We start from the raw sequence: 26,336 nt of genomic DNA, 5'->3' as shown, positions 1-26,336 counted from the left end.
CACGTTGACTGGCGGTGAAGGGGCTCGCCCCGGACCGGCCTCGGCCGACGCGCCGTCAAGTCCCGGCCGCCAGGCGCTCTGTGGTCTTCATGAGGGACAGAGTAGGGATGTGCGGGGGCTCGTCCAGTACCTGATCGGCCAAGCCGTGTGCGCCCCTTCGCCGGCGACGGCCCGTCGCTCGCTGCCCGTGAGCTCGCTACCCCGTGAGAAACGACCGACGCCCGGACCACGGGTGAACGTGATCCGGGCGTCGCGGCGGCGTACGACCGGTCAGGCGACCGGTGCCGGGTAGGTCGGGTACTCGACGCCGGAGACGTGCTGGACGACCCGGACGACCTGGCAGGAGTAGCCGAACTCGTTGTCGTACCAGAGGTAGAGGATCGCGTTGTCGCCCTCGACCTTGGTGGCGCCGGCGTCGACGATCGAGGCATGGCGCGAGCCGATGAAGTCGCTGGAGACCGCGTCGGGGGCGCTGGTGAAGTCGATCTGGCGCTTCAGCGGCGAGGTCAGCGACACCTCGCGGAGATGGTCGAGCACCTCCTCGCGGGTGGTCTCGCGGGCGAGCTGCAGGTTGAGGATCGCGATCGACACGTCCGGCACCGGGACACGGATCGAGCTGCCGGTGATCCTCGCCTTGAGGTCGGGCAGCGCCTTGGCGACGGCGGAGGCGGCGCCGGTCTCGGTGATGACCATGTTCAGCGGCGCGGAACGGCCACGCCGGTCGGCCTTGTGGTAGTTGTCCAGCAGGTTCTGGTCGTTGGTGAACGAGTGGACGGTCTCCACGTGGCCGCGCAGCACGCCGTACTCGTCGTCCATGGCCTTCAGCGGCGGGACGATGGCGTTGGTGGTGCAGGACGCGCAGGACAGGATGTTCTCGTCCGGCTTGAGCATGTCGTGGTTGACGCCGTGCACGATGTTGGGGACGTCGCCCTTGCCGGGAGCGGTCAGCACGACCTTGTCGATGCCCGGCCGCAGATGCTTGGACAGGCCCTCGCGGTCCCGCCACTTGCCGGTGTTGTCGATGAGGATGGCGTCCTTGATGCCGTACGCCGTGTAGTCCACCGACGTCGGGTCGTCGGAGTAGATCACCTTGATCTCGTTGCCGTTGGCGAAGATGGTGCTGCTCGCCTCGTCGACGGTGATCGTGCCCTGGAACTGGCCGTGGATGGAGTCGCGCCGCAGCAGCGAGGCCCGCTTGACGATGTCCTGATCGCCGCCGCCCCGGACGACGATGGCGCGCAGCCGCAGCCCGTTTCCGGAGCCGGCCTTCTCGATCAGCAGGCGGGCGACCAGACGGCCGATGCGGCCGAAGCCGTAGAGGACGACGTCGCGTGGCTCGCGGCGCTCGATCCTGTCGGCGCCGGTGGCGCCGGCGACGGCCTGGGCGGTGAACTCCTCGACGCTCAGGCCGCGGTCGTCGGCCACGTACGTGGCCGCGAGCATGCCGATGTCGATCTGGGAGGGGCCGAGGTCGAGGGCGGTCAGCGCCTGGAGGAAGGGCATCGTCTCGGTGACCGAGAGCTCCGCACCGGCGATCTGGCGGGCGAACCGGTGGGCTTTGAGGATGCTGATGACCGACTTGTTCACCAAGGAGCGGCTGTGCAGCAGGACGGTGACGTCCCGCTCGCGGTGCAGCTTCCCGATGATCGGAATCATCGACTCCGCGATCTCCTCGCGGTTCTTCCAGTTGGTGAACGAGTCGTCGTTGATCGTCACGGGCCTATCTTTCGAGCTAGGTGGCGCTCATATGCTAACCACACCGCCGTTTCGATCATTCGCCGGGTGGTTACGTCAGGTTTTCCAGGGCCCCGGGACAGGGACCGGCTGGAGAACCCGCGGCGAGCCGGGTCAAGACAGGGCCAGGAGCAGGCCCGGCAGGACGACGCCTGGCGCACCCTGGCCGAGGGGTGCGACGGGCGGCCGTACAGGTAGCCCTCGCCGCCACCTGGGCCAGGGGCCGCCGAGCGGAGCGCCGCACCGGGGAACTCCCGCCAGAGCTGGGGCGGCCGGAACGCCCCCTCCACCCCCCGCTGCCAGCCCTTCAGGACGTCACCGTGGCGACCGTACCCGCCCCGGGGGCGCGTCGGCGCTGTGGGAACGAACCCCTGGCCCGGTCGGCGCGCTCACGGCCGGAGGCGTTTGCGCACCCTCGGGACGCGGCCGGCGCCCTCACAGCTCTCCGGCCTTGCCCCGTCCCCCACACTCGACCTAACCTCATTTTGTGCCGCTGATAAACAAAACCCGTTCGCACAGCGCCGTGCCGGGCAAGGGCAACGACCTCACCCGGCTCCGCGTCGCCCTGACCACCTTCTTCGCTCTCGACGGCTTCATCTTCGCGGGCTGGGTCGTCCGCATCCCCGCGATCAAGGAACAGACGGACGCCTCCGCGAGCACGCTCGGGCTGGCGCTGCTCTGCGTCTCCGCCGGGGCAGTGGTCACGATGACGCTGACGGGACGGCTGTGCCGGCGCTTCGGCAGTCACCCGGTGACCGTGGTCTGCTCGGTCCTGCTCTCCCTCAGCGTCGCTCTGCCACCGCTCACCCACTCCACGACGACCCTCGGCGCCGTCCTTCTCTTCTTCGGGGCGGCCTACGGCGGCATCAACGTCGCCTTCAACAGCGCCGCCGTCGACCTCGTCACCGCGCTGCGGCGCCCGGTGATGCCCAGTTTCCACGCCGCCTTCAGTCTGGGCGGCATGGTCGGCGCCGGCCTCGGCGCGCTGGTCGCGGGGACCCTCTCGCCCACCCGCCACCTGCTCGGACTCACCTGCGTCGGCCTGCTGGTGACCGCCCTGGCGGGACCGGCTCTGCTGCGCATCACACCGCCCGCCCCGCCGGAGCGGACCCCGCGCGGCACGAAGGACCCACGCCGCATGGACCGGCGCACCCGGGGCCTCGTGCTGGTCTTCGGCCTGACCGCACTGTGCACGGCCTACGGGGAAGGCGCCCTGGCCGACTGGGGCGCCCTGCACCTGGAGCAGGACCTGGACGCCTCGGCCGGGGTGGCGGCGGTGGGCTACTCCTGTTTCGCCCTCGCCATGACGGTGGGCCGGCTGACCGGGACCGCGCTGCTCGAACGCCTCGGCCGTACCCGCACCGTGGTCGCCGGCGGCATGACCGCGGCGGCCGGGATGCTGGTCGGCGCGCTGGCGAACTCCCTGTGGGCGGCCCTCCTCGGCTTCGCGGTCGCCGGCCTCGGTCTCGCCAACCTCTTCCCCGTGGCCGTCGAACGCGCGGGCGCGCTCGCCGGTCCCGGCGGCGTCGCCACCGCCTCCACGCTCGGATACGGCGGCATGCTGCTCGGGCCGCCCGCCATCGGGTTCATGGCCGACTGGTTCTCCCTGCCTGCCGCCCTGACGAGCGTGGCGGTACTGGCGGGAATCGCCGCGGTGATCGGCATCGCCACCCGCAAGGTGGCCGGGGGGTGAAGGCCGCCGGCCGCCCGAGCCGGGCGTGCCGCGCCGCGCACCGTGCGGGCCGAACGCCCGCACGGCGCCGGAGGCGCCACGACGGTCGGACGACCGGCAGCCGCCTGACGACAACTAGAGAAGCGCCTGGAAACGCGCCCCCGCGACCGCGCTCCATGCGGCAGACTCGCCCGCATGGAGACCGCCGACTTCATCGACACCCTCGACCGCGAGGGCCGTCTGCTCGCCACCGCCGCCGCCGAGGCCGGGACCGGCGCCAAGGTGCCGACCTGCCCGGAGTGGCAGGTCAGGGACCTGCTGCGGCACACGGGCATGGTGCACCGCTGGGCGACCGCCTTCGTCGCCGAGGCGCGGACCTCGTACCGGCCCGGCGGCGAACTGCCGGACCTGGACGGCGAGGACCTGCTGACCTGGTTCCGCGCGGGGCACCGCCGGCTCGTCGGGGCGCTCACCGCCGCCCCGGCCGACGTGCAGTGCTGGCAGGTGCTGCCCGCTCCGTCCCCGCTGGCCTGCTGGGCGCGGCGGCAGGCGCACGAGACGACCGTGCACCGCGTCGACGCGGAGGCGGCACGCGGCGGTACGGGCGCGCAGATCGCCCCCGGGTTCGCGGTGGACGGCATCGACGAGCTGCTGCGCGGCTTCCACGCCCGCCGCCGGAGCGCCGTGCGCACCGAGGCGCCCCGGGTGCTGCGGGTGCGGGCCACGGACCGGGACGACGCGGTGTGGACCGTACGGCTGTCCGCGGAACCGCCCGTGACGGAGCGGGACGACGCCGGTGCCGCCGACTGCGAGATCGCCGGACCGGCCGTACAGCTCTATCTGTCGCTGTGGAACCGGCGGCCGTTCCCCGAGGTCGGCGGGGACAGCGCGCTCGCCGGCCTGTGGCGCGAGAAGTCGGGGATCGTCTGGAGCTGATGCCCGGCCGGGACGCCGTCAGTCCGTCAGCATCCGGGTCAGCACCGCCCGTTGCACCGGCAGCACCTCACTGTGCGTCTCGCGCCCCTTCGCCGTGAGCGCGACACGGACGCCGCGCCGGTCCTCGGGGCACATCGCGCGCTCCAGGAGCCCGTCCTTCTCCAGCCGCGCGATCAGCCGGGACAGCGCGCTCTGGCTGAGGTGGACCCGCTCGGAGATCTCCTGGACGCGCAGGGCGCAGGTGCCGGTGTCCGTCGCGGAGCCGGAGGCGAGCACGTCGAGCACCTCGAAGTCGCTGGCGCACAGGCCGTGTTGGTGAAGGGCGCGGTCTATCTCGCACTGGGTGCGCGCGTGCAGGTCCAGGATGTCCCGCCACTGCTCGACAAGCGCCTGCTCGGCCTTCTTCGCCGCCATGACGGCACCGTAGCAGAGAAATGAATTTATTGCATCGACATTAAATGCATTTGCATTGAATGCATGCGCATGTAGTGTCGCCGCCATGACCTCTCCGCTCACCACCTCGGCGTCCGGGGGACGCTGGACACCGCGGCTGTGGGGCACCCTCCTGGTGCTGTGCGCCGCCATGTTCCTGGACGCCTTGGACGTCTCGATGGTCGGCGTCGCCCTGCCGTCCATCGGCGCCGACCTCGGCCTGTCCACCTCGGCCCTGCAGTGGGTCGTCAGCGGTTACATCCTGGGCTACGGCGGCCTGTTGCTGCTCGGCGGACGCACCGCCGACCTGCTCGGCAGGCGCCAGGTCTTCCTGATCGCCCTGGGTGTCTTCGCTCTCGCCTCGCTGCTCGGCGGCCTCGTCGACTCCGGCCCGCTGCTGATCGCCAGCCGCTTCATCAAGGGCCTCAGCGCGGCGTTCACGGCCCCAGCCGGCCTGTCGATCATCACGACGACGTTCCCCGAGGGCCCACTGCGCAACCGCGCCCTGTCCATCTACACCACCTGCGCCGCCACCGGCTTCTCGATGGGTCTGGTGCTGTCCGGCCTGCTCACCGAGGCCAGTTGGCGCCTGACCATGCTGCTGCCCGCGCCCATCGCCCTCATAGCCCTGCTCGCGGGCCTGAAGCTGCTGCCGCGCAGCCCCCGCGAACGCGACCACAACGGCTACGACATCCCGGGCGCCGTGCTCGGCACCGCCTCGATGCTGCTGCTGGTCTTCACCGTCGTCCAGGCACCCGAGGCCGGCTGGACCTCCGCACGCACCCTCCTGTCGTTCCTCGCGACCGCCGTCCTGCTCACGGTGTTCGTCGTGGTCGAGAGGCGCTCCCCCGGACCGCTGATCCGGCTCGGCGTCCTGCGTTCGGGCACCCAGATCCGCGCCCAGCTGGGCGCCATGGCCTTCTTCGGCTCCTACGTCGGTTTCCAGTTCCTGGTCACGCTGTACATGCAGTCCCTGCTCGGCTGGTCCGCGCTGCAGACCGCGCTCGCCTTCCTGCCGGCCGGCGCGCTGGTGGCCCTGTCGTCGACGAGCGTGGGCTCGATCGTGGACCGGTTCGGCACCCAGCGTCTGCTCGCGACGGGCTTCGCGCTGATGGTCGTCGGCTACGCGCTGTTCCTCGGTGTCGACCTCGACCCGGTCTACGCGGCCGCCATCCTGCCCAGCATGCTGCTGATCGGCGCGGCCTGCGCGCTGGTCTTCCCGTCGCTCAACATCCAGGCCACCAACGGCGTCGACGACCACGAACAGGGCATGGTCTCCGGACTGCTCAACACCTCCGTCCAGGTCGGCGGCGCGATCTTCCTCGCCGTGGTGACGGCGGTGGTGACCGCGGGCGCCCCGGCGGACGCCACCCCGCAGGCCGTCCTCGACAGCTACCGGCCCGGCCTGATCGTTGTCACGGGCATCGCCGTCGCCGGCCTCCTGACCGCCCTGTCGGGGCTGCGTTCCCCGAAGCGTGCGCGGCAGACGGTGGTGGTCGCCCGTTCCGGCACCGGATCCGTGGAGAAGGTGGCGGAGGCGGAGCGCGTACCGGTCCGCGACTGACCCGGCCGGTACCGGTCCACCACGGGGCATGTCCGGAGTGCGCCCGGCGGAGCCTGCTTGCTCCGCCGGGCGCACGCATGTTTGATGCGGTCATGAAGAGCTACGGGGGACGGCGCACACAGGCCGAACGTGATGCGATCACCGTCGAGATCGGCTACGCGCTGTGCAGCGCGGCCTTCGCGGCGGCAGTGGTCTTCGGGGCGGTCGCCGGGCCGGCGTGGCTCTTCGATCTGCCCGGCCTGCTGGAGACGTCACTGATCCGGGCGGGACAGGTTCTCGCTCCGGTGCTGTTCGTCGTACGGGTGACCGCCGTGCTTCTCCGTCTCCGGCACGCGGCTCAGCCGAGCCAGCCGGGCCGTACCAATCCGGACTCGTAGGCCAGCACGACCAGTTGGGCGCGGTCCCGCGCGCCCAGCTTCACCATCGTGCGGCTGACGTGCGTCTTCGCCGTGAGCGGGCTGACGACCAGACGGCGGGCGATCTCCTCGTTGGACAGCCCGATGCCGACCAGGGCCATCACCTCCCGTTCCCGCTCGGTCAGCCCGGCGAGGGCGCCGGCGGCCGCGGGCTCCTTGGAGCGGGCCGCGAACTCCGCGATCAGCCGCCGCGTCACGCCCGGTGAGAGCAGCGCGTCGCCGGCGACCACCGCCCGTACCGCGCGCAGGAGTTCCGCCGGCTCGGTGTCCTTGACCAGGAAGCCGGAGGCACCGGAGCGGAGCGCCTCGAAGACGTACTCGTCCAGCTCGAAGGTGGTCAGCATGACCACCTTCACGTCCGTCAGGCCGGCGTCCTCGGTGATGCGGCGGGTCGCGGCGAGGCCGTCGAGGACCGGCATGCGGATGTCCATCAGGACGACGTCGGGCCGCAGTTCGCGCACCGCGCGCAGCGCCTCGCCGCCGTCGGAGGCCTCACCGGCCACCTCGATGTCCGGCTGTGCGTCCAGCAGCGCCTTGAAACCGGCCCGGACCAGTGACTGGTCGTCGGCGAGCAGTACGCGGATCACCGTTCGTCGTCCTTTCTCGTGAGCGGCAGAGTGGCGAGCACCCGGAAGCCGCCGTCGGACCGCGGTCCCGCCTCGATCGTGCCACCGAGCGCGGCGGCCCGTTCCCGCATCCCGGCCAGGCCGTTGCCGCTGCCGCCCGCGTCCGCGTCGGTCGCCGGCCCGTCGTCGTCGATACGCAGCCGCAACGCGCCGCCCGCGTGAGCGAGGTGCACACGCGCGTGCCGCGAACCCGAATGCCGTACCACGTTGGTGAGTGCCTCCTGGACGATCCGGAACGCGGCGAGGTCCGCCCCGGGCGGCAGGCGGGGCGCCTCGCCGTCGACCGTCACCGTCAGTCCGGCACCCGCCGCCTGCTCGACCAGCTCGGGCAGGCGGTCCAGGCCCGGTGCGGGGGCGCGCGGCGCGTCCCCCGGTGTGCGCAGGGTGTCGAGCACCTGGCGGACCTCGCCGAGCGCCTCCTTGCTGGCGTCCTTGATGGTGGTGAGCGCCGTCCGCGCCTGTTCCGGGTCGGTGTCGAGGAGGGCGAGGCCGACTCCCGCCTGGACGTTGATCACGGAGATGCTGTGCGCGAGCACGTCGTGCAGCTCGCGGGCGATCCGCAGCCGTTCCTCGTCGGCCCGGCGCCGCGCCGCCTGCGCCCGCTCGGCCCGTTCCCGCGCCCACTGCTCACGCCGGGTCCGTACCAGCTCCGACAGGGCCACGATCGCCACCACCCAGGTGGCGATCACGATCTCCTGCGTCCAGCCGGCGGCAGCGTCGCCGGAGGGCGGCAGCCACCGGTACAGCCAGTGCGCGACCAGCACATGCGCCGCCCACAGCATCCCCAGCGCCGCCCAGGCGGCCCTGCGGTGCCCCGCGACGATCGCGCCGAAGCAGGCGACTGCGACGGTGAGCAGCACGGGCCCGTAGGCGTAACCGGCGCCCAGATACACCGCGACGGCAACCGCGTTCGCGAACACCACGGCCGCCGGGAACCGCTGCCGCCACAGCAGCACCCCCGCCGCCGCCACCAGCAGTATCCGCGCGAAGGGGTCGAGCATCGCCCGCTCGCCCTGCTGGGCCTGGGCCGCGAACTGGGAGCCCACCAGCACGAACACGGTGAGCAGCGCGGTGGAACGCCACGGCCACCGCCCGCCCGGCACGACACCCCAGCGTCCCAGCCGCTCGTCGTCCCAGCGTCCCGGCGGCCCGTCGTCCCGGCGGCTCTGCCCGTCGTCCCCACCACTTTGCTCGTCGTCCCGGCGGCACCGCTCGGCGTCCCGGTGGGGCTGCCCGTCGTCCTGGCAGCCCCGCTCGGCATCCCGGCGGCGCTGCTCGTCGTCCCGGTGGATCAGCTCATGGGCCCGGCGGCCCCACCGGGGCGGCCCATGGCCTCGCCACCTGCCGCGCGGTCCCCACTGCTCCTCCATGCCGCCACGCTAGACCGCGCCCCCGGCGGACGGCGTCGGCCGTGCGGCGTGATCACGTCTACTCCCACCGAAGTACGCGCTCCGGCGCAGGCCCATCAGCTGCGGGCATGCGACGAGAGAACCCTGAACCCGGCACCCGGCACCCGGCACCCGGCACCCGGCCGGAGAACCACCACCCTCTGGGCAGGCCCAAAAGATCATGCGAGTCTGGGCCGATGAACACAGCGGAAGCCACCGTGGCGGTCGACGAGGTCGAGGCACTCGCGGCGGACGGGCTGCGCCGGCTCACCGCTGACGCGCGGGAGACGGCCGGGGGCAGCCTCGCCTGGCCGGACAAGCCCTCGGATCACGCAACCGACCCGACGCTCTACAGCGGCACGGCCGGGATCGTCCCCGTCCTCCTGGAGGCGTGGCGGCACTTCGGCGACGACTCCTACGCCGACACCGCCTTGCGCACGGTCCCCGGCCTGGCGGAATCGATCGACGGCCTCGACGACGACTCCCTCTACTTCGGCCGCACCGGGACAGCCCTCGTACTGCGGGCCCTTCACGAAGAACTCGGCGACACCGCCGCCGGCGCCGCCGCCGACCGTGCGCTGGAACTCGTACGGTCACGCTTCGACGGAACGCGCTGGGGCGAGTTGTTCGAGCTGATGGGCGGCAACGCGGGGATCGGCCTCGGGGCGCTTGTGGCCGGTGACACCGATCTGGCCGTCCTCGCCTTGGAACCGTATCTGCGGATGGCGGAACAGACCCCGGCAGGCGTCCACTGGGCCCACCGGACAGGCACCGACTCACGCCTGCACCACATCTCGCACGGCACCCTCGGCATCGTCCTGGGCCTCGCCCAGGTCGGCCGGGCCACCGGCCGTGCGGACCTGGTCGAGTCGGCGCTGGCCGGCGCCGCGGACGTGGTGGCACGTGACGAAGCGGGGCCGAAGGGCTTCCTGGTACGGCACTCCACCCCGCAGTACCTCCCCGACCGGATCGAACCGATCAGCTACGGCTGGTGCCATGGCCCGGCCGGCGACGCCCAGGTCTTCCGGCTGCTGCGGGACGTCACGGCCGACCCCGCCTGGCCGGCCCTCGCCGACCGCTGCTGGCACACGGTCACCCACTCCGGCCTGCCCGATCGGCTACGCCCCGGGTTCTGGGACAACAACGGCCGCTGCTGCGGAACCGCGGGTGTCCTCGCCCTGGCCTGCGACCGGATCGCCGAACAGCAGGACCCGCACGACTTCGCCCACGTCCTCGTCGCGGACCTGGCCGGCCGTGCGATCCGGGACGCCGGCGGAGCCCGCTGGTCCAACTCCGAGCACCGGGCCACACCGAGCGACCTCGAACCGCGCACCGGCTGGGCGATGGGCAGCGCAGGCATCGTGCGCGAACTCCTGCGCTTCGTACGGCTGAGTCGTGGGGGCGACCCCCGGTACGTCTTCGCCTGGCCTGACCATGCCCCCGTCTCGGCAAGCGTGTCCCTCCACGCCGCGAGCGACCTGCGAAGCCGGACGACCTGACCGGGCCGGCCGGGCCGGGCGCCTGGACGCGAGGGCGCCGGGGGCAGGAGGACACGGGGGCGCGGGGCAGGAGGACACGGGGGCGCGGGGCACGAGGACACGAGGGCACGTCACTGCACGCGCCGCTCCGGCATTACTGCCCGGGCCTGCCGCCCTTGCCGGCGGACCCTCCGTCCTTGCCTCCGGAGCCGTTGCCTCGGCGGCGCTGCTCGGCCCTGCCCCGCTGCGGGAAGACAAGGCCGACGGTCTGAGCGAGCTGGCCGGCGGCTTGCCGGAAGAAGAGGTCCCCGACTCCTCCGACGAGGAGCTGCGCCGTATCGCCCCCGACCACCCCATCTTCGAGATCAGCTACACGGAGCCGGCAAGCCCCACGAGCCTGAGTAACTGACCTCGACGGCCTCGTCGGTTCCCTATCAGCCCCATCAGCCCCATCGGCCCTTCCCCCGGCCTCGCCGGCGCGACGGACCCTGAGCTGACGCGCCGGCCTCAGGCCGTACCGCTCCCGGTCGCGCCGTTCTCCTCGCCCGAGCCACGCTCTCCCGCACCACGCTCCCCAGCACCACGGTCCGCCGCGCCACGCTCCCCCGCGTCACGCTCCCCGGCGCCACTCACCGCCGTGCCGTTCGCCGCCGTGCCGTTGTCCCCCCGGCCGCTCTCCGCCGCCCCGTTCTCCGGGGTCGCGTTCCCCACGGCCCACCGGTCCAGCATGGTCAGGGCCCGCTGGGCCATGGGATGCGTGCGAACGAGCTCGCCCAGGGACGTGGCGCCCCGCGTGATGTCCCGGAATGCCTTCCATGCCGGCCGGAACCCGGTGAGTGCGGCGTGGAAGAGCCCGGGCCGTCGCTCGAAGGCGGTCAGCATCCGCTTGCCGACCGCCATCTCGACGCCCAGCCCTGCCTTGATGGCGAACGCGTAGTTGAGGGCCTGCCGGCGCGTGTCCACCGCGTCGTGCGCCTCTGCGATCCGTACCGCCCACTCCCCCGCCAGCCGCCCCGACCGCAGCGCGAACGAGATGCCCTCGCGCGTCCACGGCTCCAGCAGCCCGGCCGCGTCACCGCACACCAGCACGCGCCCGCGCGACAGCGGCGAGTCGTCGGCGCGGCAGCGGGTCAGGTGCCCGGAGGAGATGCTGGGCTCGAAGCCTGCGAGCCCCAGCCGCGCGACGAAGTCCTCCAAGTACCGCTTGGTGGCGGCACCTTCACCGCGCGCGGAGATCACGCCGACCGTGAGGGTGTCGCCCTTGGGGAACACCCATCCGTAACTGCCCGGGATCGGCCCCCAGTCGATGAGGACGCGCCCCTTCCAGTCCTCCGCGACCGTGTCCGGCACCGGGATCTCCAGCTCCAGGCCGAGATCCACCTGACCGAGCTTGACCCCGACGTGGGCACCTATCCTGCTGGCACTGCCGTCGGCACCGACCACCGCCCGCGCCAGCAGCGTCTCACCGCCCTGGAGCACGACGGCGACCGAGCGCCGGTCCGGCACCGCCGACCCGTGCTGCTCGACCCGCGAGACCGTGACACCCGTACGCAGCTCGGCGCCCGCCTTCTGGGCGTGCTCGACGAGCTGCTGGTCGAACTCGGGCCGGTTGATCAGCCCGAAGAGCATCTGCCTGGAGCGCCGCGTACGGCTGAAGCGGCCGTTGCTGGAGAAGGTCACCGCGTGGACGCGATCCCGCAGCGGCAGTTCGAACCCGGGTGGCAGCGCGTCGCGCGAGGGGCCGATGATCCCGCCGCCGCACGTCTTGTAACGGGGCAGTTCGGCCTTCTCCAGCAGCAGCACACGCCGTCCCGCGACCGCCGCCGCATAGGCCGCCGAGGCTCCCGCGGGTCCCGCACCCACCACGACGACGTCCCACACCTGCTGCCCGTCGTCCGCCGAAGAGTTCTCGCTGCTCACGATGGTCTACTGCTCCCGATCCGCCGCCTGCCGATCTGTCCCCCGCATCCTACGGCCGTGATCGCCGCAGGTCGCTGTGGGAGGATCGGCACCGTATGCGCCCCGCACACCAGGGCGCGCCTACACTCACGCGGCCGGGTGCAGCACCCGCGGCAACCACCACCGACCGCGCGGACCGTACAGGTCCGGTACAGACCGACCCGTACGGAACCCGTACACAGAAGTACAACGTCGCACCTACGAGGAGCGTGCCCATGATGTCGAATCCGGTCGCCGAGACCGTCGCCTCTCTGATGCCCAGGGCGAAGGAGGAGCTCGCCGAGCTGGTGGCCTTCAAATCGGTGGCGGACTTCGACCAGTTCCCGCGCAGTGAGAGCGAGGGTGCGGCGCGCTGGATCGCGGACGCGCTGCGCGCCGAGGGCTTCGAGGATGTGGCACTGCTCGACACCCCTGACGGCACGCAGTCGGTGTACGGCTACCTGCCCGGCCCCGCGGGCGCGAAGACCGTGCTGCTGTACGCCCACTACGACGTGCAGCCGCCGCTGGACGAGGCCGGCTGGACGACCCCTCCCTTCGAGCTGACCGAGCGGGACGGCCGCTGGTACGGCCGCGGTGCCGCCGACTGCAAGGGCGGCGTGATCATGCACCTGCTGGCGCTGCGCGCCCTCAAGGCCAACGGTGGCGTGCCCGTGCACGTCAAGGTGATAGCCGAGGGCTCGGAGGAGATGGGCACGGGCGGCCTGGAGCGGTACGCCGAGGAGCACCCGGAGCTGCTCGCGGCCGACACGATCGTCATCGGCGACGCGGGCAACTTCCGCGTCGGACTGCCGACGGTGACCTCGACCCTGCGCGGGATGACCCTGGTGCGGGTGCGGGTCGACGCGCTGGAAGGCAACCTGCACTCCGGGCAGTTCGGCGGGGCCGCGCCCGACGCGCTGGCGGCGCTGATCCGCGTGCTGGACTCGCTGCGTGCGCAGGACGGATCGACGACGGTCGACGGGCTGACCTCCGAGGCGCGGTGGGAGGGTCTGCAGTACGAGGAGGGGCAGTTCCGCCGGGACGCCAAGGTGCTGGAGGGCGTCGGGCTGATCGGCTCCGGTACGGTCGCCGACCGGATCTGGGCGCGTCCGGCCGTGACCGTGCTCGGCATCGACTGCCCGCCGGTCGTCGGCGCCACTCCGTCCGTGCAGGCGAGCGCCCGCGCGCTGATCAGCCTGCGGGTGCCGCCGGGTGTGGACGCGGCCGAGGCGACGAAGCTGCTCCAGGCGCATGTGGAGGCGCACACGCCGTGGGGCGCGCGGGTGAGCACGGAGCAGATCGGCCAGGGGCAGGCGTTCCGCGCGGACACGTCCAGCCCGGCGTACCAGGCGATGGCCGACGCGATGGCGGTGGCGTACCCGGGACAGGAGATGCAGTACGCCGGCCAGGGCGGCTCGATTCCGCTGTGCAACACCCTCGCCGCTCTCTACCCGCGCGCGGAGATCCTGCTCATCGGCCTGAGCGAGCCGGAGGCCCAGATCCACGCGGTGAACGAGAGCGTCTCGCCGGAGGAACTGGAACGGCTGTCGGTGGCGGAGGCGGAGTTCCTGCGCAACTACGCGGCGAACTGACCGGCCGGTCGGCGCCGGCCGGCCCGTCGTCGGTGAGGCGCCGGGCGGCGCCTTCGGCCCGTTGCCGGACACACCGGGTGATCAAGCCCCGCGTCCGGCCACGGGCCCGCCCACAGAAAGCACCTGGGCCCACCCGCAGAGGACACACAGACCCACCGCGCAAGACGCACGGTCCCACCCGCAGAGGACACACAGACCCACCGCGCAAGACGCACGGTCCCACCCGCAGAGGGCACGGGTACACCCCCGGAAGACACGGGCCTCCCCGGAGGACACCGACCACCGGACGACAGGTGCCCACCCCTCACCCCCCGACCGGGACGCCCGCCTCCAGGTACAGCGCCGCACCGCGTTCCCGGGCCCGCAGGGCCCATCGCAGGCGCTCGTAACGGACCGGCGGGAGCAGGCCGGCGGCCTCCTCCTCGGTGACGAAACGCCAGCCGCGCAGTTCGGGGCCGGGCAGCAGCAACTCCCGTGCCGCCGCGGAGTCGAGGCTTCCGCCGTCGAAGAGGAGGCGCAGACCGCCGTACCCGGGAGGCGCGGGCGGCTCCCAGTCGACGACGAGCAGGCGCGGTACGTCGTCCAGGTGGAGCCCGGTCTCCTCGGCGACCTCGCGGATGCCGGCGCGGGCGGGTGCCTCGCCGGGCTCGACGACGCCGCCGGGGAACTCCCAGCCGGCCTTGTAGGTCGGGTCGACGAGCAGCACGCGGTCCTGCTCGTCGAAGAGGAGGACGCCGGCGGCGAGGGTCTCGGCGGTGGGTTCGGGGGTCTGCACGATGTCACAGACGGGGACGGCACCCGAGTTGACGGCCTCGGCGATCCGGTTCGCGGTCTCGTACGGGGTGAGGGCGCCGTTGTCGACGGGGTGGGCGTCGGCGGTGAGCCAGGACGCGAGGGCGGTCTTGTACGGCTCGATGTGGTCGTACGCCCACTGCCGCGCCCGTATCTCGCCGTCGGGTATGTCCTGCGGTATCTCACGGGCGGCTATCCGCTCGCGCAGGATCGTTTCGGCCGGGGTGAGGAGGACATGCCGGACAGTGATCCGGCGGGCGGCGAGGCCACCGAAGATCTCGTCACGGTACTCCTGACGCAGCAGGGTCATGGGCACGACGAGCGTGCCGCCGAGTTCGGCGAGCAGCGCGGCTGCCGTGTCGATGACGAGACGTCTCCAGATCGGCAGATCCTGGAAGTCACCGACCTCGGCGAGGCGTTTGGCCGGCAGCAGATGCGTGAGTGTGCCGCCGAGGACCTCGGGGTCGAAGAGCGTGCTGTTCGGGATCAGGTCGATCAGTTCCCGTGCGGTGGTGGTCTTCCCCGCACCGAACGCGCCGTTGACCCAGACGATCACGGTTCCCCCTCTTCTGTTGGCCCCCTGTGCCTTGCCCGCTCCACCCTGCCACGGAAACCAGCCCCAGTTGAGGGTGCACAAGCGGAAGCGCCGGCACCCTTGTCCGGGTCGCCGGCGCTTGGCGTGTCGCTGCCTGCCGCCTCAGTGGCCCTTGCCGGCCTTGCTGCTGCCCGCCTTGTGACCCTTGCCGCTCGCGGCCTTGCCGCTCGCGGCCTTGCCGCCCTTGTCACCGCCGGCCTTGTTGCCCGGCTTGCCTGCGGCCTTCTGGCCCTTGCCGCCCTCGGTCTTCTGGCCCTTGCCGCCCTCGGTCTTCTGGCCCTTGCCGCCCTCGGTCTTCTGACCCTGCTTGTCGTCGTCCGTGTCACTTCGGCCGCCGCCAAGGACATCCCTGTCGATCTGCAGGCTTTCGTCGGCGATGGTCTGGTCGATCGTGTCGAGGGTGTCCCCGACACTGAGATTGCTCAGCCCCTCACCCAGGGCGTGGGAGGGGGTGACCGCCGCGACGACGAAGCCGGTGGCGAGGGAGGCGATGGCGAGCATGCTGCGCTTCTTCATGCCCCGAACAACTGACGGACCGGCCCCGGGGTCACGCACCTGTCTCCCGTTCCCTCGGCCCCGGCCGTCGCCGGGGCCGAGGGTGAACGTTCCTGCCGCCTCCGTCTCAGACGCCCGCCGCTGCGGCGTCCGGCCTCCGGCTCAGCACCGCGGCGGCGGCCCCCACCAGCCCCGCGTCGGTGCCCATCTGGGCGGGCACGACGGTCAGGCGCTGGACGAACGACAGCGTCGCGTAGTCGGCGAGAGTCTTGTGCAGGGGCACGAAGAGCACGTCGCCGGCCTTGCCCACTCCCCCGCCGATCACGGCGATGTCGATCTCGACCAGGGTGGCGGTGGCCGCGATGCCGGCGGCCAGGGCCCGGGCGGCGCGTTCGAAGGACGCCACCGCGACCGGATGGCCCGCACGGGCGGCGGCGGCAACGGAGGCGGCGGAGGTGTCGCCGTCCGGACCCGGCAGCCATCCGCCCTCCAGGGCGCGGCGGGCGATGTTGGGGCCACTGGCGATGCGTTCCACGCATCCGCGCGCGCCGCACGGGCAGGGGTCACCGTCGAGATCCACGCTGATGTGGCCGATGTGGCCGGCGTTGCCCGTGGGGCCGGGATACAGGCGCCCGTCGAGGACCAGGCCGCCGCCGACGCCGGTGGAGACGACCATGCACAGTGCGTTGTCGTGACCGCGTGCGGCGCCCTGCCAGTGCTCGGCGGCGGTGATGGCCACGCCGTCGCCGATCAGCTCGACGGGCAGCCCACCGGTCGCCGCCCGGACCCGGGAAACCAGCGGATAGTCGCGCCAGCCGGGGACGTTCACCGGACTGACCGTGCCCGCGGAGGCGTCCACGGGACCCGCGCTGCCGATGCCGACCGCGTGCGCGCGCCCCCACAGCGGCGAGGCGGTGAGCTCGCCGATGACCTGCTCGACGGCCCGCATCACGGTCTCGCCGTCCTGCTGGGCGGGTGTGGGGCGCTGCGCGCGCACCACGATCCGGCCGCCGCCGTCCACCAGCGCGCCTGCGATCTTGGTGCCGCCGATGTCGAGCGCGGCCACGAGGTCGGTGTGCATCAGTGTGAGATCCCCCGTCAACCTTGGGTTATGGGCCGGCCGACCCTGCGGTGGGGCGCGGGCCGGGAAGTGCGGTGGACAGTCTCTCCCGCTTCTGACAACGTTGTCCAGGCTCTATGCTCGACGCCACATCCTCATACAAACCATGGATCGACGCATCCCCATGGACCACAGGACAGGACAGCGCACCGTGCCCGAGACCCACCGCCTCGCCGCAAACCGCTACGGCAACCGGCCCACGATGAAGGACGTGGCGGCCCGCGCCGGAGTCGGACTCAAGACGGTGTCCCGCGTCGTGAACGGGGAGGCGGGGGTGACTCCGGAGACCGAGCGCCGCGTTCAGGAGGCCATCGAGGCGCTCGGCTTCCGCCGCAACGACAGCGCGCGCGTGCTGCGCAAGGGCCGCACGGCGAGCATCGGACTCGTCCTGGAGGACCTCGCCGACCCGTTCTACGGCCCTCTGAGCCGCGCCGTGGAGGAGGTGGCCCGCGCGCACGGGGCGCTGCTGATCAACGGGTCCAGCGCCGAGGACCCGGACCGCGAGCAGGAGCTGGTGCTGGCGTTGTGCGCCAGGCGGGTGGACGGACTGGTGGTCATCCCGGCCGGCGACGACCACCGCTATCTGGAGCCCGAGCTGAAGGCGGGCGTCGCCACGGTGTTCGTGGACCGTCCGGCCGGGAAGATCGACGCCGACGTGGTCCTCTCGGACAGCTACGGCGGCGCCCGGGACGGCGTGGCCCACCTGATCGCGCACGGGCACCGACGGATCGGGTTCATCGGCGACATGCCCCGCATCCACACGGCCGCCGAGCGCCTGCGCGGCTACCGGGCGGCCATGGAGGACGCCGGCATACCCGTCGAGGACGCCTGGATGTCCCTGGGGGCCACGGATCCGCTCCGGGTGCGGCGGGCGGCCGAGGAGATGCTGTCCCGCCCCGACCACGTGACCGCGATCTTCGCGGGCAACAACCGGGTGACGGTCACCGTGATCCGGGTCCTGGCCGAGCAGCCGCGCCAGGTCGCGCTCGTCGGCTTCGACGACATCGAGCTGGCCGACCTGCTCCAGCCCGGCGTCACGGTCGTCGCGCAGGACGCGGCGGCACTGGGCCGCACGGCCGCCGAGCGGCTGTTCCGCCAGCTGGACGGTTCACTGGTCGTCCCGGAGAAGATCGAACTGCCGACCCGGCTGATCACCCGGGGGTCGGGGGAGCTGCCGCCGGCACGCTGAGCCTCCCCGCGCGGCGGACCGGGCGGCGCGGGAATCGACACCGCGGACGGCACGGTCAGGCGGCGCTCATGGGCGCCGAGTATCGGGATATCGTGATGTGACGGCACGTCGGCGGGACGGCGTCCGGCGTGACGGAGGTGTGGCTCATGACCGAGGCGACCGGACTGGACTCCGGCGATCTGATCGAGGTGTTCAAGGCCCTCGGCAACCCTGCCCGTCTGCAGATCATGCGGTGGCTGAAGGATCCCGAGGCGCACTTCGGCGAGTACGAGCCAATCGCCGACCGCCGGTCGGTCGGCGTCTGCGTCACGCACATCCAGGCGAAGTCGGGGCTCGCCCAGTCGACCGTCTCCAGCTATATGAGCACCCTCGAACGGGCGGGGCTCGTACGGCTCACCCGGGTGGGCAAGTGGACCCACTACCGGCGCGACGAAGCGCGGCTGACGCAGGTGGCACGAGCGATCGACGTCACCCTCTGATTGACGAATCGCAATACGTCGATACGATCTCTTCATGTCGACCCGTGATGCTGTTCCCACCGCCCTGATCGTGCACGCTCACCCCGAGCCCCGCTCGTTCAGCACGGCGCAGATGACCACTGCGGCACAGGCCCTGCGCGACGCCGGGTACCTGGTCGATGTCCTCGACCTCTACTCGCAGGCCTGGGCCCCGGTGCTCACCCGCGAACAGTTCGCGCCGGTGGAAGGCCACTTCAAGCCGCAGGCCGAGCAGCAGCGCGCGGTCCGGGACGGGGACCTCGATGCCACCGTCAAGGCCCACCTCGACCGCCTGCTCGCCGCCGATCTGCTCGTGCTGTCGTTCCCGCTGTGGTGGTTCTCGCTGCCCGCCGTCCTCAAGGGGTGGATCGACCGGGTCTTCGTGATGGGCGGGGTCTTCGGCGGGGAGTACGGCCTTTTCGCCGACGCGGCGCTCGCCGGGAAGCGGGCGATGCTGCTGTTCACGACCGGCGGTTCCGGTGAGTCGTTCCGGCCCGGTGGCGACTTCGGCCCGATGGACGACTTCCTGTTCCACATCCACCGCGGCATGCTGGAGTTCGTCGGCTACCAGGTGCTCGACCCCGTGGTCACCTATGGACCGGCCCGCATGACCGACGTGCAGCGAACGGCCGCGCTGGACACGGTCCGACGGTCGGTCGCGCTCGCCGCGGCGCACGCGCGGCCCGCCGTTCACTGACCCACCCTCGGCCTCGCGGCCGGAGGCCTCGTCGGCCGCCCGCCGGACCACGCTCTGCCGCGACGGCGGCCCCGCTGCCATGCCTGCACGACCCGTCCGTCAACGCCGGTCAGTGCCATGGGGCTGCGGCGCCGGCGGACGGCCGGGACGTGCGGGGCAGGGTCCGTCGCCTACTTCGCGGAGGCCGTCAGGTCGCCCCGCCGGGGCGCCGCGAAGGCTTCGAGGTCGGCCCGGGTCAGCCCCGTCAGGCGTGCGACCTCCGCGATGTCGAGGGCGCCGCAGTCCAGGCCACGCAGCAGATAGCCGCTGAGGGCCTTGGCGGTGGCGGGCTCGTCCATGACGTCGCCGCCGGTCCGGTTGGCGTAGCGGGCGAGTCGGCCGGCGGCCTGCTCGAACCCCTCGCGGTAGAAGGCGAACACGGCCGCGTAACGGGTGGGGATGTGGCCGGGGTGCATGTCCCAGCCCTGGTAGTAGGCACGGGCCAGGGCGCGGCGGGTGAGTCCGTAGTGCAGGCGCCAGGCGTCGTGCACCTTCTCGGTGGGACCGACGGGCAGGACGTTGGTGGAGCCGTCCGAGACGCGGACGCCGGTGCCCGCGGCGGCGACCTGCATGACCGCCTTGGCGTGGTCGGCGGCGGGGTGGTCGCCGGCCTGGTAGGCGGCGGAGACACCGAGGCAGGCGCTGTAGTCGAAGGTGCCGTAGTGCAGCCCGGTGGCGCGGCCCTCGGCGGCCTGGATCATCCGGGCGACGGCGGCGGTGCCGTCGGAGGCGAGGATGGACTGGCTGGTCTCGACCTGGATCTCGAAGCCCAGCCGGCCGGGCTCCAGGGCGTGCGTCTTCTCGAAGGCCTCCAGCAGCCGGACCATGGCCGTGACCTGCTCCGGATAGGTCACCTTGGGCAGCGTGAGCACCAGTCCGCCGGGCAGGCCACCGGCCCTGATCAGGCCGGTGAGGAAGATGTCGAGGGTGCGGATGCCACGGTCCCGTACCGGTGCCTCCATGCACTTCATGCGGATGCCCATGTACGGGGCCGCGGTGCCGCCGGCGTAGGCGTCGGCGATCAGGCGGGCGGCGCGGGCGGCGTCATGGTCCTCGTCGCCACCCTGGTAGCCGTCCTCGAAGTCGACCCGCAGGTCCTCGACGGGCTCGCGCTCCAGCTTGGCGCGCACGCGCGCGTACACGGGCTCGGCGAGGTCGTCGGCGAGCCCCAGTACGGCGGCGAAGGACGCGGCGTCGGGGGCGTGTTCGTCGAGGGTGGCGAGCGCCTGGTCGCCCCAGGAGCGGAGGGTGCCGGGGGCGAAGGCGTCACCCGGTACGTAGACGGTGTGGACGGGCTGACGGGTGCCGGGGTCTCCGGGGTAGCGGCGTTCCAGTTCGGCGTCGACCGGCGCGAGGGAGGCGCTGATCTCCTCGCTGACCGTGCCCGCGAGGCTCGTCGCGACCTGCTCCTGCTGGCCCTGACCCATCCCACACTCTCCTATTTTCCGCTCTGCGGAATCAACAATCCGTAGAATGAAGTTATCCGGGGACCTTCCGCCTGGTCAACACCCGCTTCCTCGCCGTGCCACCCTGACCTTTCGGCATGTTCACGTTCACATCACGAGTCGGTGGAACACTTCGGTAGGCACACTCTGCTGGCCGCCACGACCGAAGGAGCCCCTGTGCCGAACCGGAGCCGAGTCACCCGCCGCCTGGGCCTGAAGAGCGCGTTGGCCGCGGCGGCCGCCGTGCCCCTCTCCAGTACAGCACTGTCGTCGTCGGCCGCCTCGGCGGAGGAGCGTGCCGGCGCCGCGCCGACGGAGCGCGGCGGCCGGCGGCTGGAGACCATGTCCTTCAACCTCCGCTTCGCCGGCACCTCCGAACCCAACAGCTGGGCCGTGCGCAGACCCGTGATGCGCGAACTGCTGCGCCGCGAGCGCCCGCACCTCATCGGCACCCAGGAGGGGCTCTTCCAGCAGGTACGGGACATCGAGTCCGACCTCGGCCCGCACCACGACTGGATCGGCACCGGCCGCGCGGGGGGCAGCCGCGACGAGTTCATGGCGATCTTCTACGACACCCGGCGCCTCGCCCCGCTGGAGTACGACCACTTCTGGCTCTCCGACACCCCCGACCTCATCGGCTCGAACACCTGGGGCGGCGGCTCCATCCGCATGGTCACCTGGGTCCGCTTCCGCGATCTGCGCGACGGTGGCCGGGAGTTCTACTTCCTCGACACGCACCTGGACAACCGCAGCCAGGAGGCACGCGCGCGTGCGGCCACGCTGATCGCGCAGCGGATCGCCGGGCTGGACCGCTCGCTGCCGCTGCTGGTGACCGGTGACTTCAACGTCGCCGCGCACAAGGACCCGGTCTACGACACGATGCTGGGCGCCGGCCTGACCGACACCTGGGAGACGGCCGCCGAGCGGGGCGACCTGTACGCCACCTTCCACGGCTACCGGCCGCTGACGCCGAACGGCGACCGGATCGACTGGATCCTCGCCACGCCCGGGGTCACCGTGCACCGGGCGGACATCAACACCTTCTCGGTGGACGGGCAGTTCCCCAGCGACCACCTGCCCGTGCAGGCCACGGTGACCCTCGGATGAGGCGAGGCCCCCGTGACCGTCGACGGTCACGGGGGCCTCGTACAGACTGTGGACAGCCCGCGGACGGTCAGCCCTTGCGGGTCTTGATCTCGTCGGTGAGCTGCGGGACGACGTCGAAGAGGTCGCCGACGACGCCGTAGTCGACCAGCTCGAAGATCGGGGCCTCGGCGTCCTTGTTGACGGCCACGATGGTCTTCGAGGTCTGCATGCCGGCCCGGTGCTGGATCGCGCCCGAGATGCCGGAGGCGATGTACAGCTGCGGCGAGACCGACTTGCCGGTCTGGCCGACCTGGTTGGTGTGCGGGTACCAGCCCGCGTCCACCGCGGCACGCGAGGCACCCACGGCCGCGCCGAGGGAGTCGGCCAGCGCCTCGATCAGCGCGAAGTTCTCCGCGCCGCCGACGCCACGGCCGCCGGAGACCACGATGGCGGCCTCGGTCAGCTCGGGACGGCCCGTCGACTCACGCGGCGTGCGCGAGGTGACCTTCGTGCCGGTGGCCTGGGCGGAGAAGGACACGCTCAGGGCCTCGACCGAACCGGCGGCCGGGGCGGCCTCCACGGCGGCCGAGTTCGGCTTGACCGTGATGACCGGGGTGCCCTTGGTGACACGGGACTTGGTGGAGTAGGACGCCGCGAACACCGACTGCGTGGCCACCGGGCCCTCGTCGCCGGCCTCCAGGTCGACGGCGTCGGTGATGATGCCGGAACCGAGGCGCAGCGCCAGACGGGCGGCGATCTCCTTGCCCTCCGCGGAGGACGGGACCAGCACGGCGGCCGGGGAGACCGCCTCGTGGGCGGCCTGCAGAGCGTCCACCTTCGGGACGACCAGGTAGTCGGCGTACTCGGCGGCGTCGTGGGTGAGGACCTTCACCGCGCCGTGCTCGGCGAGCGTGGCGGCGGTGTCGGCGGCGCCGTTGCCCAGCGCGACGGCGACGGGCTCGCCGATGCGGCGGGCCAGCGTCAGCAGCTCCAGGGTGGGCTTGCGGACGGCGCCGTCCACGTGGTCGACGTAGACGAGAACTTCAGCCATGGGACTTCTTCTCTCCTGCTTGCGAAGTATGAGGGGCGGTCAGCGAAGTCGAGCGCAGGGCTCAGATGAACTTCTGGCTCGCGAGGAACTCAGCGAGCTGCTTGCCGCCCTCGCCCTCGTCCTTGACGATCGTGCCCGCGGTGCGCGCCGGGCGCTCGGTCGCGGCGTCGACCGTGGTGTACGCGTTCTCCAGACCGACCTCGTCGGCCTCGATGTCCAGGTCGGACAGGTCCCAGGACTCCACCGGCTTCTTCTTGGCCGCCATGATGCCCTTGAAGGACGGGTAGCGCGCCTCGCCCGACTGGTCGGTCACGGAGACCACCGCCGGGAGCTGCGCCTGAAGCTGCTCGGAGGCGGCGTCGCCGTCGCGGCGGCCCGTCACCACGCCGTCCTCGACGGAGACCTCGGACAGCAGGGTCACCTGCGGAACGCCGAGACGCTCCGCGAGCAGGGCGGGGACGACGCCCATGGTGCCGTCGGTGGAGGCCATGCCGGAGATGACCAGGTCGTAGCCCGCCTTCTCGACCGCCTTCGCCAGCACGAGCGAGGTGCCGATGGCGTCCGTGCCGTGCAGGTCGTCGTCCTCGACGTGGATCGCCTTGTCGGCACCCATCGACAGCGCCTTGCGCAGCGCGTCCTTGGCGTCCTCGGGGCCCACCGTCAGCACCGTGACCTCGGCGTCGTCGGCGTCCTCGGCGATCTGCAGGGCCTGTTCGACCGCGTACTCGTCCAGTTCGGAGAGCAGACCGTCCACGTCGTCGCGGTCGACGGTCAGGTCATCGGCGAAGTGCCGGTCGCCAGTGGCGTCGGGCACGTACTTCACAGTGACAACGATCCTCAAGCTCACGCCGGCTCTCCTACTGCATCGTCAATTTCTGGCTGCCTTCTTGCAGGCAGCATAGGCGCCTCTAGCGGCGGATCCCGGTCGGGGCGACCCACGCTCCGAACGAGATATTACTCGTCAGTACATCCACTTCATGCCCGCTAAGCAAGCGCTTTGAACTGTGACCTTCGCAACGCAGCGTAACCGGAACTGGACGGTTCCGCAGGCCGCTCAGTCGCGCAACGCGGTGAAGCGTCCCTGGTGGTAGAGCAGCGGCCGGCCTGCGCCGGCCGGGTCACCGCCGACGACCTCCGCGAGCACGAGACGGTGATCACCCGCGGGCACGCGCGCGTGCACCGCGCACACCGTCCAGGCCAGCACGCCGTCGAGCAGCGGGACCCCTTCGGGACCCTCGCGCCAGACGGTGGGCGCCGCGAAGCGGTCGGCACCGCTGCGCGCGAAGGTGGCCGCCAGCTCCTGCTGGTGCTCACCGAGTATGTGCACCCCGACATGCCCGGCCCCGGAGATCGCCGCCCAGCTGGACGACCCGGTGCCTATCCCGAAGGAGAGCAACGGCGGTTCGGCGGAGACCGAGGTGAGGGAGGTGGCGGTGAAGCCGACCGGACCGTCGGCTCCGCGCGCTGTGATCACCGCCACGCCGGCCGCGTGCCGCCGGAAGACGGCACGGAACAGGTCGGGAGCGGCACGGTGCGGGGAGGCGGGTGTGGCGAGGCCGGGGGTGGCCGTCATGGAGTTGTCCTTCTGCGGGGGGCGGCGGGCGGATCCTGGGCTGTTCATCAGCCCGGACAGCGCGCGCTCGCGGTGCGGACGAGGTCGACGTGGACCCGGCCGAAGAGAAGGACTTCCGAAGGCATGGGGTCAAGCTGACGATGGATGCCGCGCCCAGTCAAGTTCGCCCCGTGATCCGGGATCCGGTCTCAGCCGCCGGGAGCCGGGGTGCGGACCGCCTGCCCGAGCGCGGCGATCACATCCGCCTTGCGCGGCTGTCCGGTGGCCCGCCGCACGATCCGGCCGTCCGCGTCGAGCACCAGCACGGTAGGGGTCCTGACGATGCCGAGCGCGCGGACGAGATGCAGTTGCGCCTCGGCGTCGATCTCGACGTGGGCGACGCCCGGCACCAGGCCGGACACCTCGCCGAGGACCCGCCGCGTCGCCCGGCAGGGCGCGCAGAAGGCGCTGGAGAACTGCACCAGCGTGGCCCGCTCACCGAGTTCGGCGCCCAGTTCGGCAGCGCCGAGCGGCCTCTCCTTGTCGTCGTCACGCACGCGCGTGTCCCACCCCGCCTGTCAGTTCTTCCGTCACGACCAGCACAAGCGTTCACGAGACCGCAAAGATTCCCGCCTGCCGCGGGTCATCTCACCCCGGAATCCTGGCTTCATGGACATCGACGTGAGGGGACCGCGCTTCGGGGCGGCCGTGACGGCCGCCGTCCTTGCGGTCGTTCTGATCACCGGGAACGCGTGGCTGCTGGCGTGGCAGACCCTGGTGTTCGCGTGGGGCGCGGCGGGCGGTGTGGGCCATTCGCCGTACGGCTGGGCGTTCCACCGGTTCGTACGGACGCGGGTGGCGCCGGTGGCCGATCCGGCGGGGCTCGAACCCTCGCGGTTCGCTCAGGCGGTGGGGCTGGTGTTCGCCGGTGTCGGACTGGCCGGCTACACCCTGGGCCCGCTGTGGCTGGGCCTGTTGGCCACCGGGGCCGTGCTCGCCGGTGCCTTCCTGCACGCGGCGTCGGGGTTCTGCGTGGCGTGCGAGATGTACCTGCTCGCCCAGCAGGTCGCGCTCCGCGTGGAGTAAAGGCGCCGTAAAAGCACGAGGTGGAATGTACGCCGACGTGACGAGGATCTCGCGCCGGTCGGGCACGGGGGCTGGCTCCCCGACCGTTCTTGGGGCACGATCTGCGAGATGCCGTAAACCTACGGCTACGTAACTTTCTGGCGGGGAGTTCCTCCCCAGGCAGAGCAGGAAGGGTCCACCCCGCCCATGGCAGAACTCGTCTACCGTCCCGTCGTCGGTCTCGCACGGACCTTGTTCAAGGTCTGGGACCTGAAGATCGACTGTCAGGGGTCGGAGAACATCCCGCGCTCGGGCGGCGCTGTGCTGGTGAGCAATCACATCAGCTATCTGGACTTCGTCTTCAACGGCCTGGCCGCGCTCCCGCAGAAGCGGCTGGTGCGTTTCATGGCGAAGGAGTCCGTGTTCCGGCACCGGATCTCCGGTCCGCTGATGCGCGGCATGCGGCACATCCCGGTGGACCGCAAGCAGGGTGAGGCGGCCTATCAGCACGCCCTGGACTCGCTGCGTTCCGGTGAGATCGTGGGGGTGTTCCCGGAGGCCACGATCTCGCAGTCGTTCACCCTGAAGAGCTTCAAGTCGGGTGCGGCACGGATGGCCCAGGAGGCGGGCGTTCCCCTGATCCCGATGGCCGTGTGGGGCACGCAGCGGCTGTGGACCAAGGGGCATCCGCGCAACTTCAGGCGCAGCCACCTCCCGGTCACGATCCGGGTGGGCGAGGCCGTCGAAGCCCCCCGCGACCAGTACGCGGGGGCGATCACGCGCCGCCTGCGCGAGCGGGTCCAGGACCTGCTGGACGTCGCCCAGCGCGCCTACCCCGGCCGCCCCCGCGGCGCGGACGACAGCTGGTGGCTGCCCGCCCACCTCGGCGGCTCGGCCCCGACCCCGGAGCAGGTCCGCGAGGCCGAGGCGCGCTGAC

26 protein-coding genes are annotated in these 26,336 nt (G+C 71.9%); 12 read left to right on the top strand and 14 right to left on the bottom strand.

The window, feature by feature from the left end:
* Positions 1-270: 270 nt before the first annotated feature.
* Positions 271-1,716, bottom strand: a complete 1,446-nt coding sequence (locus ACIHCM_RS14050) for a glyceraldehyde-3-phosphate dehydrogenase (RefSeq protein ID WP_399894168.1) — start codon at positions 1,714-1,716, stop codon at positions 271-273.
* 541 nt (positions 1,717-2,257) lie between these two features.
* On the opposite strand from ACIHCM_RS14050, the gene ACIHCM_RS14045 reads away from it, so the two are divergent.
* Positions 2,258-3,427, top strand: a complete 1,170-nt coding sequence (locus tag ACIHCM_RS14045) for an MFS transporter (protein WP_399894631.1) — start codon at positions 2,258-2,260, stop codon at positions 3,425-3,427.
* A gap of 174 nt (positions 3,428-3,601) precedes the next feature.
* The gene (locus ACIHCM_RS14040; protein ID WP_399894165.1) at positions 3,602-4,342 is read left to right on the top strand and encodes a maleylpyruvate isomerase family mycothiol-dependent enzyme; all 741 of its coding nucleotides are present in this window, start codon (positions 3,602-3,604) and stop codon (positions 4,340-4,342) included.
* 18 nt (positions 4,343-4,360) lie between these two features.
* On the opposite strand, the gene ACIHCM_RS14035 is transcribed toward ACIHCM_RS14040, so the two are convergent.
* Positions 4,361-4,756, bottom strand: a complete 396-nt coding sequence (locus ACIHCM_RS14035) for a MarR family winged helix-turn-helix transcriptional regulator (protein WP_399894162.1) — start codon at positions 4,754-4,756, stop codon at positions 4,361-4,363.
* 85 nt (positions 4,757-4,841) lie between these two features.
* Between ACIHCM_RS14035 and ACIHCM_RS14030 the strand changes: the two genes are divergently transcribed.
* The gene (locus ACIHCM_RS14030; RefSeq protein ID WP_399894159.1) at positions 4,842-6,338 is read left to right on the top strand and encodes an MFS transporter; all 1,497 of its coding nucleotides are present in this window, start codon (positions 4,842-4,844) and stop codon (positions 6,336-6,338) included.
* A 92-nt stretch (positions 6,339-6,430) separates the two neighbouring features.
* Positions 6,431-6,715 carry a DUF6332 family protein gene (locus ACIHCM_RS14025; protein ID WP_399894156.1) on the top strand — a complete coding sequence of 95 codons (285 nt, stop codon included), beginning with the start codon at positions 6,431-6,433 and terminating at the stop codon, positions 6,713-6,715.
* Here ACIHCM_RS14025 and ACIHCM_RS14020 read toward each other — a convergent pair.
* Together ACIHCM_RS14020 and ACIHCM_RS14015 are read right to left on the bottom strand one after the other, a co-directional pair.
* Positions 6,676-7,341, bottom strand: coding sequence for a response regulator (locus ACIHCM_RS14020; RefSeq protein WP_399894153.1), 666 nt, complete (start codon positions 7,339-7,341; stop codon positions 6,676-6,678). The genes ACIHCM_RS14025 and ACIHCM_RS14020 overlap by 40 nt on opposite strands.
* A complete protein-coding gene (locus ACIHCM_RS14015) occupies positions 7,338-8,750 on the bottom strand; it encodes a sensor histidine kinase (RefSeq protein WP_399894150.1) in 1,413 nt (470 codons plus the stop codon). Before ACIHCM_RS14015 ends, ACIHCM_RS14020 begins: the two co-directional genes overlap by 4 nt.
* 215 nt (positions 8,751-8,965) lie before the next feature.
* Between ACIHCM_RS14015 and ACIHCM_RS14010 the strand changes: the two genes are divergently transcribed.
* Entirely contained in the window at positions 8,966-10,267 is a 1,302-nt protein-coding gene (locus ACIHCM_RS14010) for a lanthionine synthetase LanC family protein (RefSeq protein WP_399894146.1), read from the top strand.
* Between the two features lie 486 nt (positions 10,268-10,753).
* On the opposite strand, the gene ACIHCM_RS14005 is transcribed toward ACIHCM_RS14010, so the two are convergent.
* Positions 10,754-12,166 (bottom strand): geranylgeranyl reductase family protein, encoded by a 1,413-nt coding sequence (locus ACIHCM_RS14005; RefSeq protein WP_399894143.1) that lies wholly within the window; start codon positions 12,164-12,166, stop codon positions 10,754-10,756.
* Between the two features lie 254 nt (positions 12,167-12,420).
* Between ACIHCM_RS14005 and ACIHCM_RS14000 the strand changes: the two genes are divergently transcribed.
* The gene (locus ACIHCM_RS14000; protein ID WP_399894140.1) at positions 12,421-13,776 is read left to right on the top strand and encodes a dipeptidase; all 1,356 of its coding nucleotides are present in this window, start codon (positions 12,421-12,423) and stop codon (positions 13,774-13,776) included.
* 304 nt (positions 13,777-14,080) lie between these two features.
* Here the strand turns inward: ACIHCM_RS14000 and ACIHCM_RS13995 are convergent, their stop codons facing one another.
* The 3 genes from ACIHCM_RS13995 to ACIHCM_RS13985 all read right to left on the bottom strand — a co-directional run bounded on the left by ACIHCM_RS13995 (position 14,081) and on the right by ACIHCM_RS13985 (position 16,739).
* Entirely contained in the window at positions 14,081-15,124 is a 1,044-nt protein-coding gene (locus ACIHCM_RS13995) for an NUDIX domain-containing protein (RefSeq protein WP_399894137.1), read from the bottom strand.
* Between the two features lie 141 nt (positions 15,125-15,265).
* Positions 15,266-15,679 (bottom strand): hypothetical protein, encoded by a 414-nt coding sequence (locus ACIHCM_RS13990; RefSeq protein WP_399894134.1) that lies wholly within the window; start codon positions 15,677-15,679, stop codon positions 15,266-15,268.
* 106 nt (positions 15,680-15,785) lie between these two features.
* A complete protein-coding gene (locus tag ACIHCM_RS13985; protein ID WP_399894131.1) occupies positions 15,786-16,739 on the bottom strand; it encodes an ROK family protein in 954 nt (317 codons plus the stop codon).
* 163 nt (positions 16,740-16,902) lie between these two features.
* Here ACIHCM_RS13985 and ACIHCM_RS13980 point away from each other — a divergent pair, with 163 nt between their 5' ends.
* From ACIHCM_RS13980 to ACIHCM_RS13970, 3 genes are all read left to right on the top strand, one after another.
* Positions 16,903-17,967, top strand: a complete 1,065-nt coding sequence (locus tag ACIHCM_RS13980; RefSeq protein ID WP_399894628.1) for a LacI family DNA-binding transcriptional regulator — start codon at positions 16,903-16,905, stop codon at positions 17,965-17,967.
* 146 nt (positions 17,968-18,113) lie between these two features.
* Positions 18,114-18,446, top strand: coding sequence for an ArsR/SmtB family transcription factor (locus ACIHCM_RS13975; protein ID WP_399894128.1), 333 nt, complete (start codon positions 18,114-18,116; stop codon positions 18,444-18,446).
* Between the two features lie 34 nt (positions 18,447-18,480).
* Entirely contained in the window at positions 18,481-19,161 is a 681-nt protein-coding gene (locus ACIHCM_RS13970) for an NAD(P)H-dependent oxidoreductase (protein WP_399894125.1), read from the top strand.
* Between the two features lie 170 nt (positions 19,162-19,331).
* On the opposite strand, the gene ACIHCM_RS13965 is transcribed toward ACIHCM_RS13970, so the two are convergent.
* A complete protein-coding gene (locus tag ACIHCM_RS13965) occupies positions 19,332-20,627 on the bottom strand; it encodes a DUF6986 family protein (protein ID WP_399894123.1) in 1,296 nt (431 codons plus the stop codon).
* A 195-nt stretch (positions 20,628-20,822) separates the two neighbouring features.
* Here ACIHCM_RS13965 and ACIHCM_RS13960 point away from each other — a divergent pair, with 195 nt between their 5' ends.
* Positions 20,823-21,752, top strand: a complete 930-nt coding sequence (locus tag ACIHCM_RS13960) for an endonuclease/exonuclease/phosphatase family protein (RefSeq protein WP_399894120.1) — start codon at positions 20,823-20,825, stop codon at positions 21,750-21,752.
* A 67-nt stretch (positions 21,753-21,819) separates the two neighbouring features.
* On the opposite strand, the gene ACIHCM_RS13955 is transcribed toward ACIHCM_RS13960, so the two are convergent.
* The 5 genes from ACIHCM_RS13955 to ACIHCM_RS13935 all read right to left on the bottom strand — a co-directional run bounded on the left by ACIHCM_RS13955 (position 21,820) and on the right by ACIHCM_RS13935 (position 24,891).
* Complete coding sequence (locus ACIHCM_RS13955) at positions 21,820-22,782, bottom strand: electron transfer flavoprotein subunit alpha/FixB family protein (protein WP_399894117.1); 963 nt, start codon at positions 22,780-22,782, stop codon at positions 21,820-21,822.
* 61 nt (positions 22,783-22,843) lie between these two features.
* A complete protein-coding gene (locus tag ACIHCM_RS13950) occupies positions 22,844-23,629 on the bottom strand; it encodes an electron transfer flavoprotein subunit beta/FixA family protein (RefSeq protein WP_399894114.1) in 786 nt (261 codons plus the stop codon).
* A 207-nt stretch (positions 23,630-23,836) separates the two neighbouring features.
* Positions 23,837-24,355, bottom strand: a complete 519-nt coding sequence (locus ACIHCM_RS13945; protein WP_399894111.1) for a flavin reductase family protein — start codon at positions 24,353-24,355, stop codon at positions 23,837-23,839.
* Between the two features lie 47 nt (positions 24,356-24,402).
* The gene (locus ACIHCM_RS13940) at positions 24,403-24,480 is read right to left on the bottom strand and encodes a putative leader peptide (protein ID WP_399894625.1); all 78 of its coding nucleotides are present in this window, start codon (positions 24,478-24,480) and stop codon (positions 24,403-24,405) included.
* A 63-nt stretch (positions 24,481-24,543) separates the two neighbouring features.
* Complete coding sequence (locus ACIHCM_RS13935) at positions 24,544-24,891, bottom strand: TlpA family protein disulfide reductase (RefSeq protein ID WP_399894109.1); 348 nt, start codon at positions 24,889-24,891, stop codon at positions 24,544-24,546.
* A 112-nt stretch (positions 24,892-25,003) separates the two neighbouring features.
* On the opposite strand from ACIHCM_RS13935, the gene ACIHCM_RS13930 reads away from it, so the two are divergent.
* Both ACIHCM_RS13930 and ACIHCM_RS13925 read left to right on the top strand, forming a co-directional pair.
* Positions 25,004-25,420 carry a DUF4395 domain-containing protein gene (locus ACIHCM_RS13930; RefSeq protein WP_399894106.1) on the top strand — a complete coding sequence of 139 codons (417 nt, stop codon included), beginning with the start codon at positions 25,004-25,006 and terminating at the stop codon, positions 25,418-25,420.
* A gap of 186 nt (positions 25,421-25,606) precedes the next feature.
* On the top strand, positions 25,607-26,335 hold the full coding sequence (locus ACIHCM_RS13925; RefSeq protein WP_399894103.1) for a lysophospholipid acyltransferase family protein: 729 nt from the start codon (positions 25,607-25,609) through the stop codon (positions 26,333-26,335).
* Position 26,336 lies beyond the last annotated feature (1 nt).

The organism is Streptomyces sp. NPDC052023 (assembly GCF_044548465.1).
GTDB lineage: Bacteria > Actinomycetota > Actinomycetes > Streptomycetales > Streptomycetaceae > Streptomyces.
Note: the sequence above shows the minus strand (reverse complement) of the source record. Positions and strands in the feature narration are given on the sequence as shown.

Bases quoted from the DNA above. Each gene is read 5' to 3' on its own strand.
- ACIHCM_RS14040 (WP_399894165.1), top strand. From the start codon at position 3,602: ATGGAGACCGCCGACTTCATCGACACCCTCGACCGCGAGGGCCGTCTG.
- ACIHCM_RS14035 (WP_399894162.1), bottom strand. From the start codon at position 4,756: ATGGCGGCGAAGAAGGCCGAGCAGGCGCTTGTCGAGCAGTGGCGGGAC.
- ACIHCM_RS14030 (WP_399894159.1), top strand. From the start codon at position 4,842: ATGACCTCTCCGCTCACCACCTCGGCGTCCGGGGGACGCTGGACACCG.
- ACIHCM_RS14025 (WP_399894156.1), top strand. From the start codon at position 6,431: ATGAAGAGCTACGGGGGACGGCGCACACAGGCCGAACGTGATGCGATC.
- ACIHCM_RS14015 (WP_399894150.1), bottom strand. From the start codon at position 8,750: ATGGAGGAGCAGTGGGGACCGCGCGGCAGGTGGCGAGGCCATGGGCCG.
- ACIHCM_RS14010 (WP_399894146.1), top strand. From the start codon at position 8,966: ATGAACACAGCGGAAGCCACCGTGGCGGTCGACGAGGTCGAGGCACTC.
- ACIHCM_RS14000 (WP_399894140.1), top strand. From the start codon at position 12,421: ATGATGTCGAATCCGGTCGCCGAGACCGTCGCCTCTCTGATGCCCAGG.
- ACIHCM_RS13990 (WP_399894134.1), bottom strand. From the start codon at position 15,679: ATGAAGAAGCGCAGCATGCTCGCCATCGCCTCCCTCGCCACCGGCTTC.
- ACIHCM_RS13985 (WP_399894131.1), bottom strand. From the start codon at position 16,739: ATGCACACCGACCTCGTGGCCGCGCTCGACATCGGCGGCACCAAGATC.
- ACIHCM_RS13980 (WP_399894628.1), top strand. From the start codon at position 16,903: ATGGACCACAGGACAGGACAGCGCACCGTGCCCGAGACCCACCGCCTC.
- ACIHCM_RS13975 (WP_399894128.1), top strand. From the start codon at position 18,114: ATGACCGAGGCGACCGGACTGGACTCCGGCGATCTGATCGAGGTGTTC.
- ACIHCM_RS13970 (WP_399894125.1), top strand. From the start codon at position 18,481: ATGTCGACCCGTGATGCTGTTCCCACCGCCCTGATCGTGCACGCTCAC.
- ACIHCM_RS13965 (WP_399894123.1), bottom strand. From the start codon at position 20,627: ATGGGTCAGGGCCAGCAGGAGCAGGTCGCGACGAGCCTCGCGGGCACG.
- ACIHCM_RS13955 (WP_399894117.1), bottom strand. From the start codon at position 22,782: ATGGCTGAAGTTCTCGTCTACGTCGACCACGTGGACGGCGCCGTCCGC.
- ACIHCM_RS13945 (WP_399894111.1), bottom strand. From the start codon at position 24,355: ATGACGGCCACCCCCGGCCTCGCCACACCCGCCTCCCCGCACCGTGCC.
- ACIHCM_RS13940 (WP_399894625.1), bottom strand. From the start codon at position 24,480: ATGCCTTCGGAAGTCCTTCTCTTCGGCCGGGTCCACGTCGACCTCGTC.
- ACIHCM_RS13930 (WP_399894106.1), top strand. From the start codon at position 25,004: ATGGACATCGACGTGAGGGGACCGCGCTTCGGGGCGGCCGTGACGGCC.
- ACIHCM_RS13925 (WP_399894103.1), top strand. From the start codon at position 25,607: ATGGCAGAACTCGTCTACCGTCCCGTCGTCGGTCTCGCACGGACCTTG.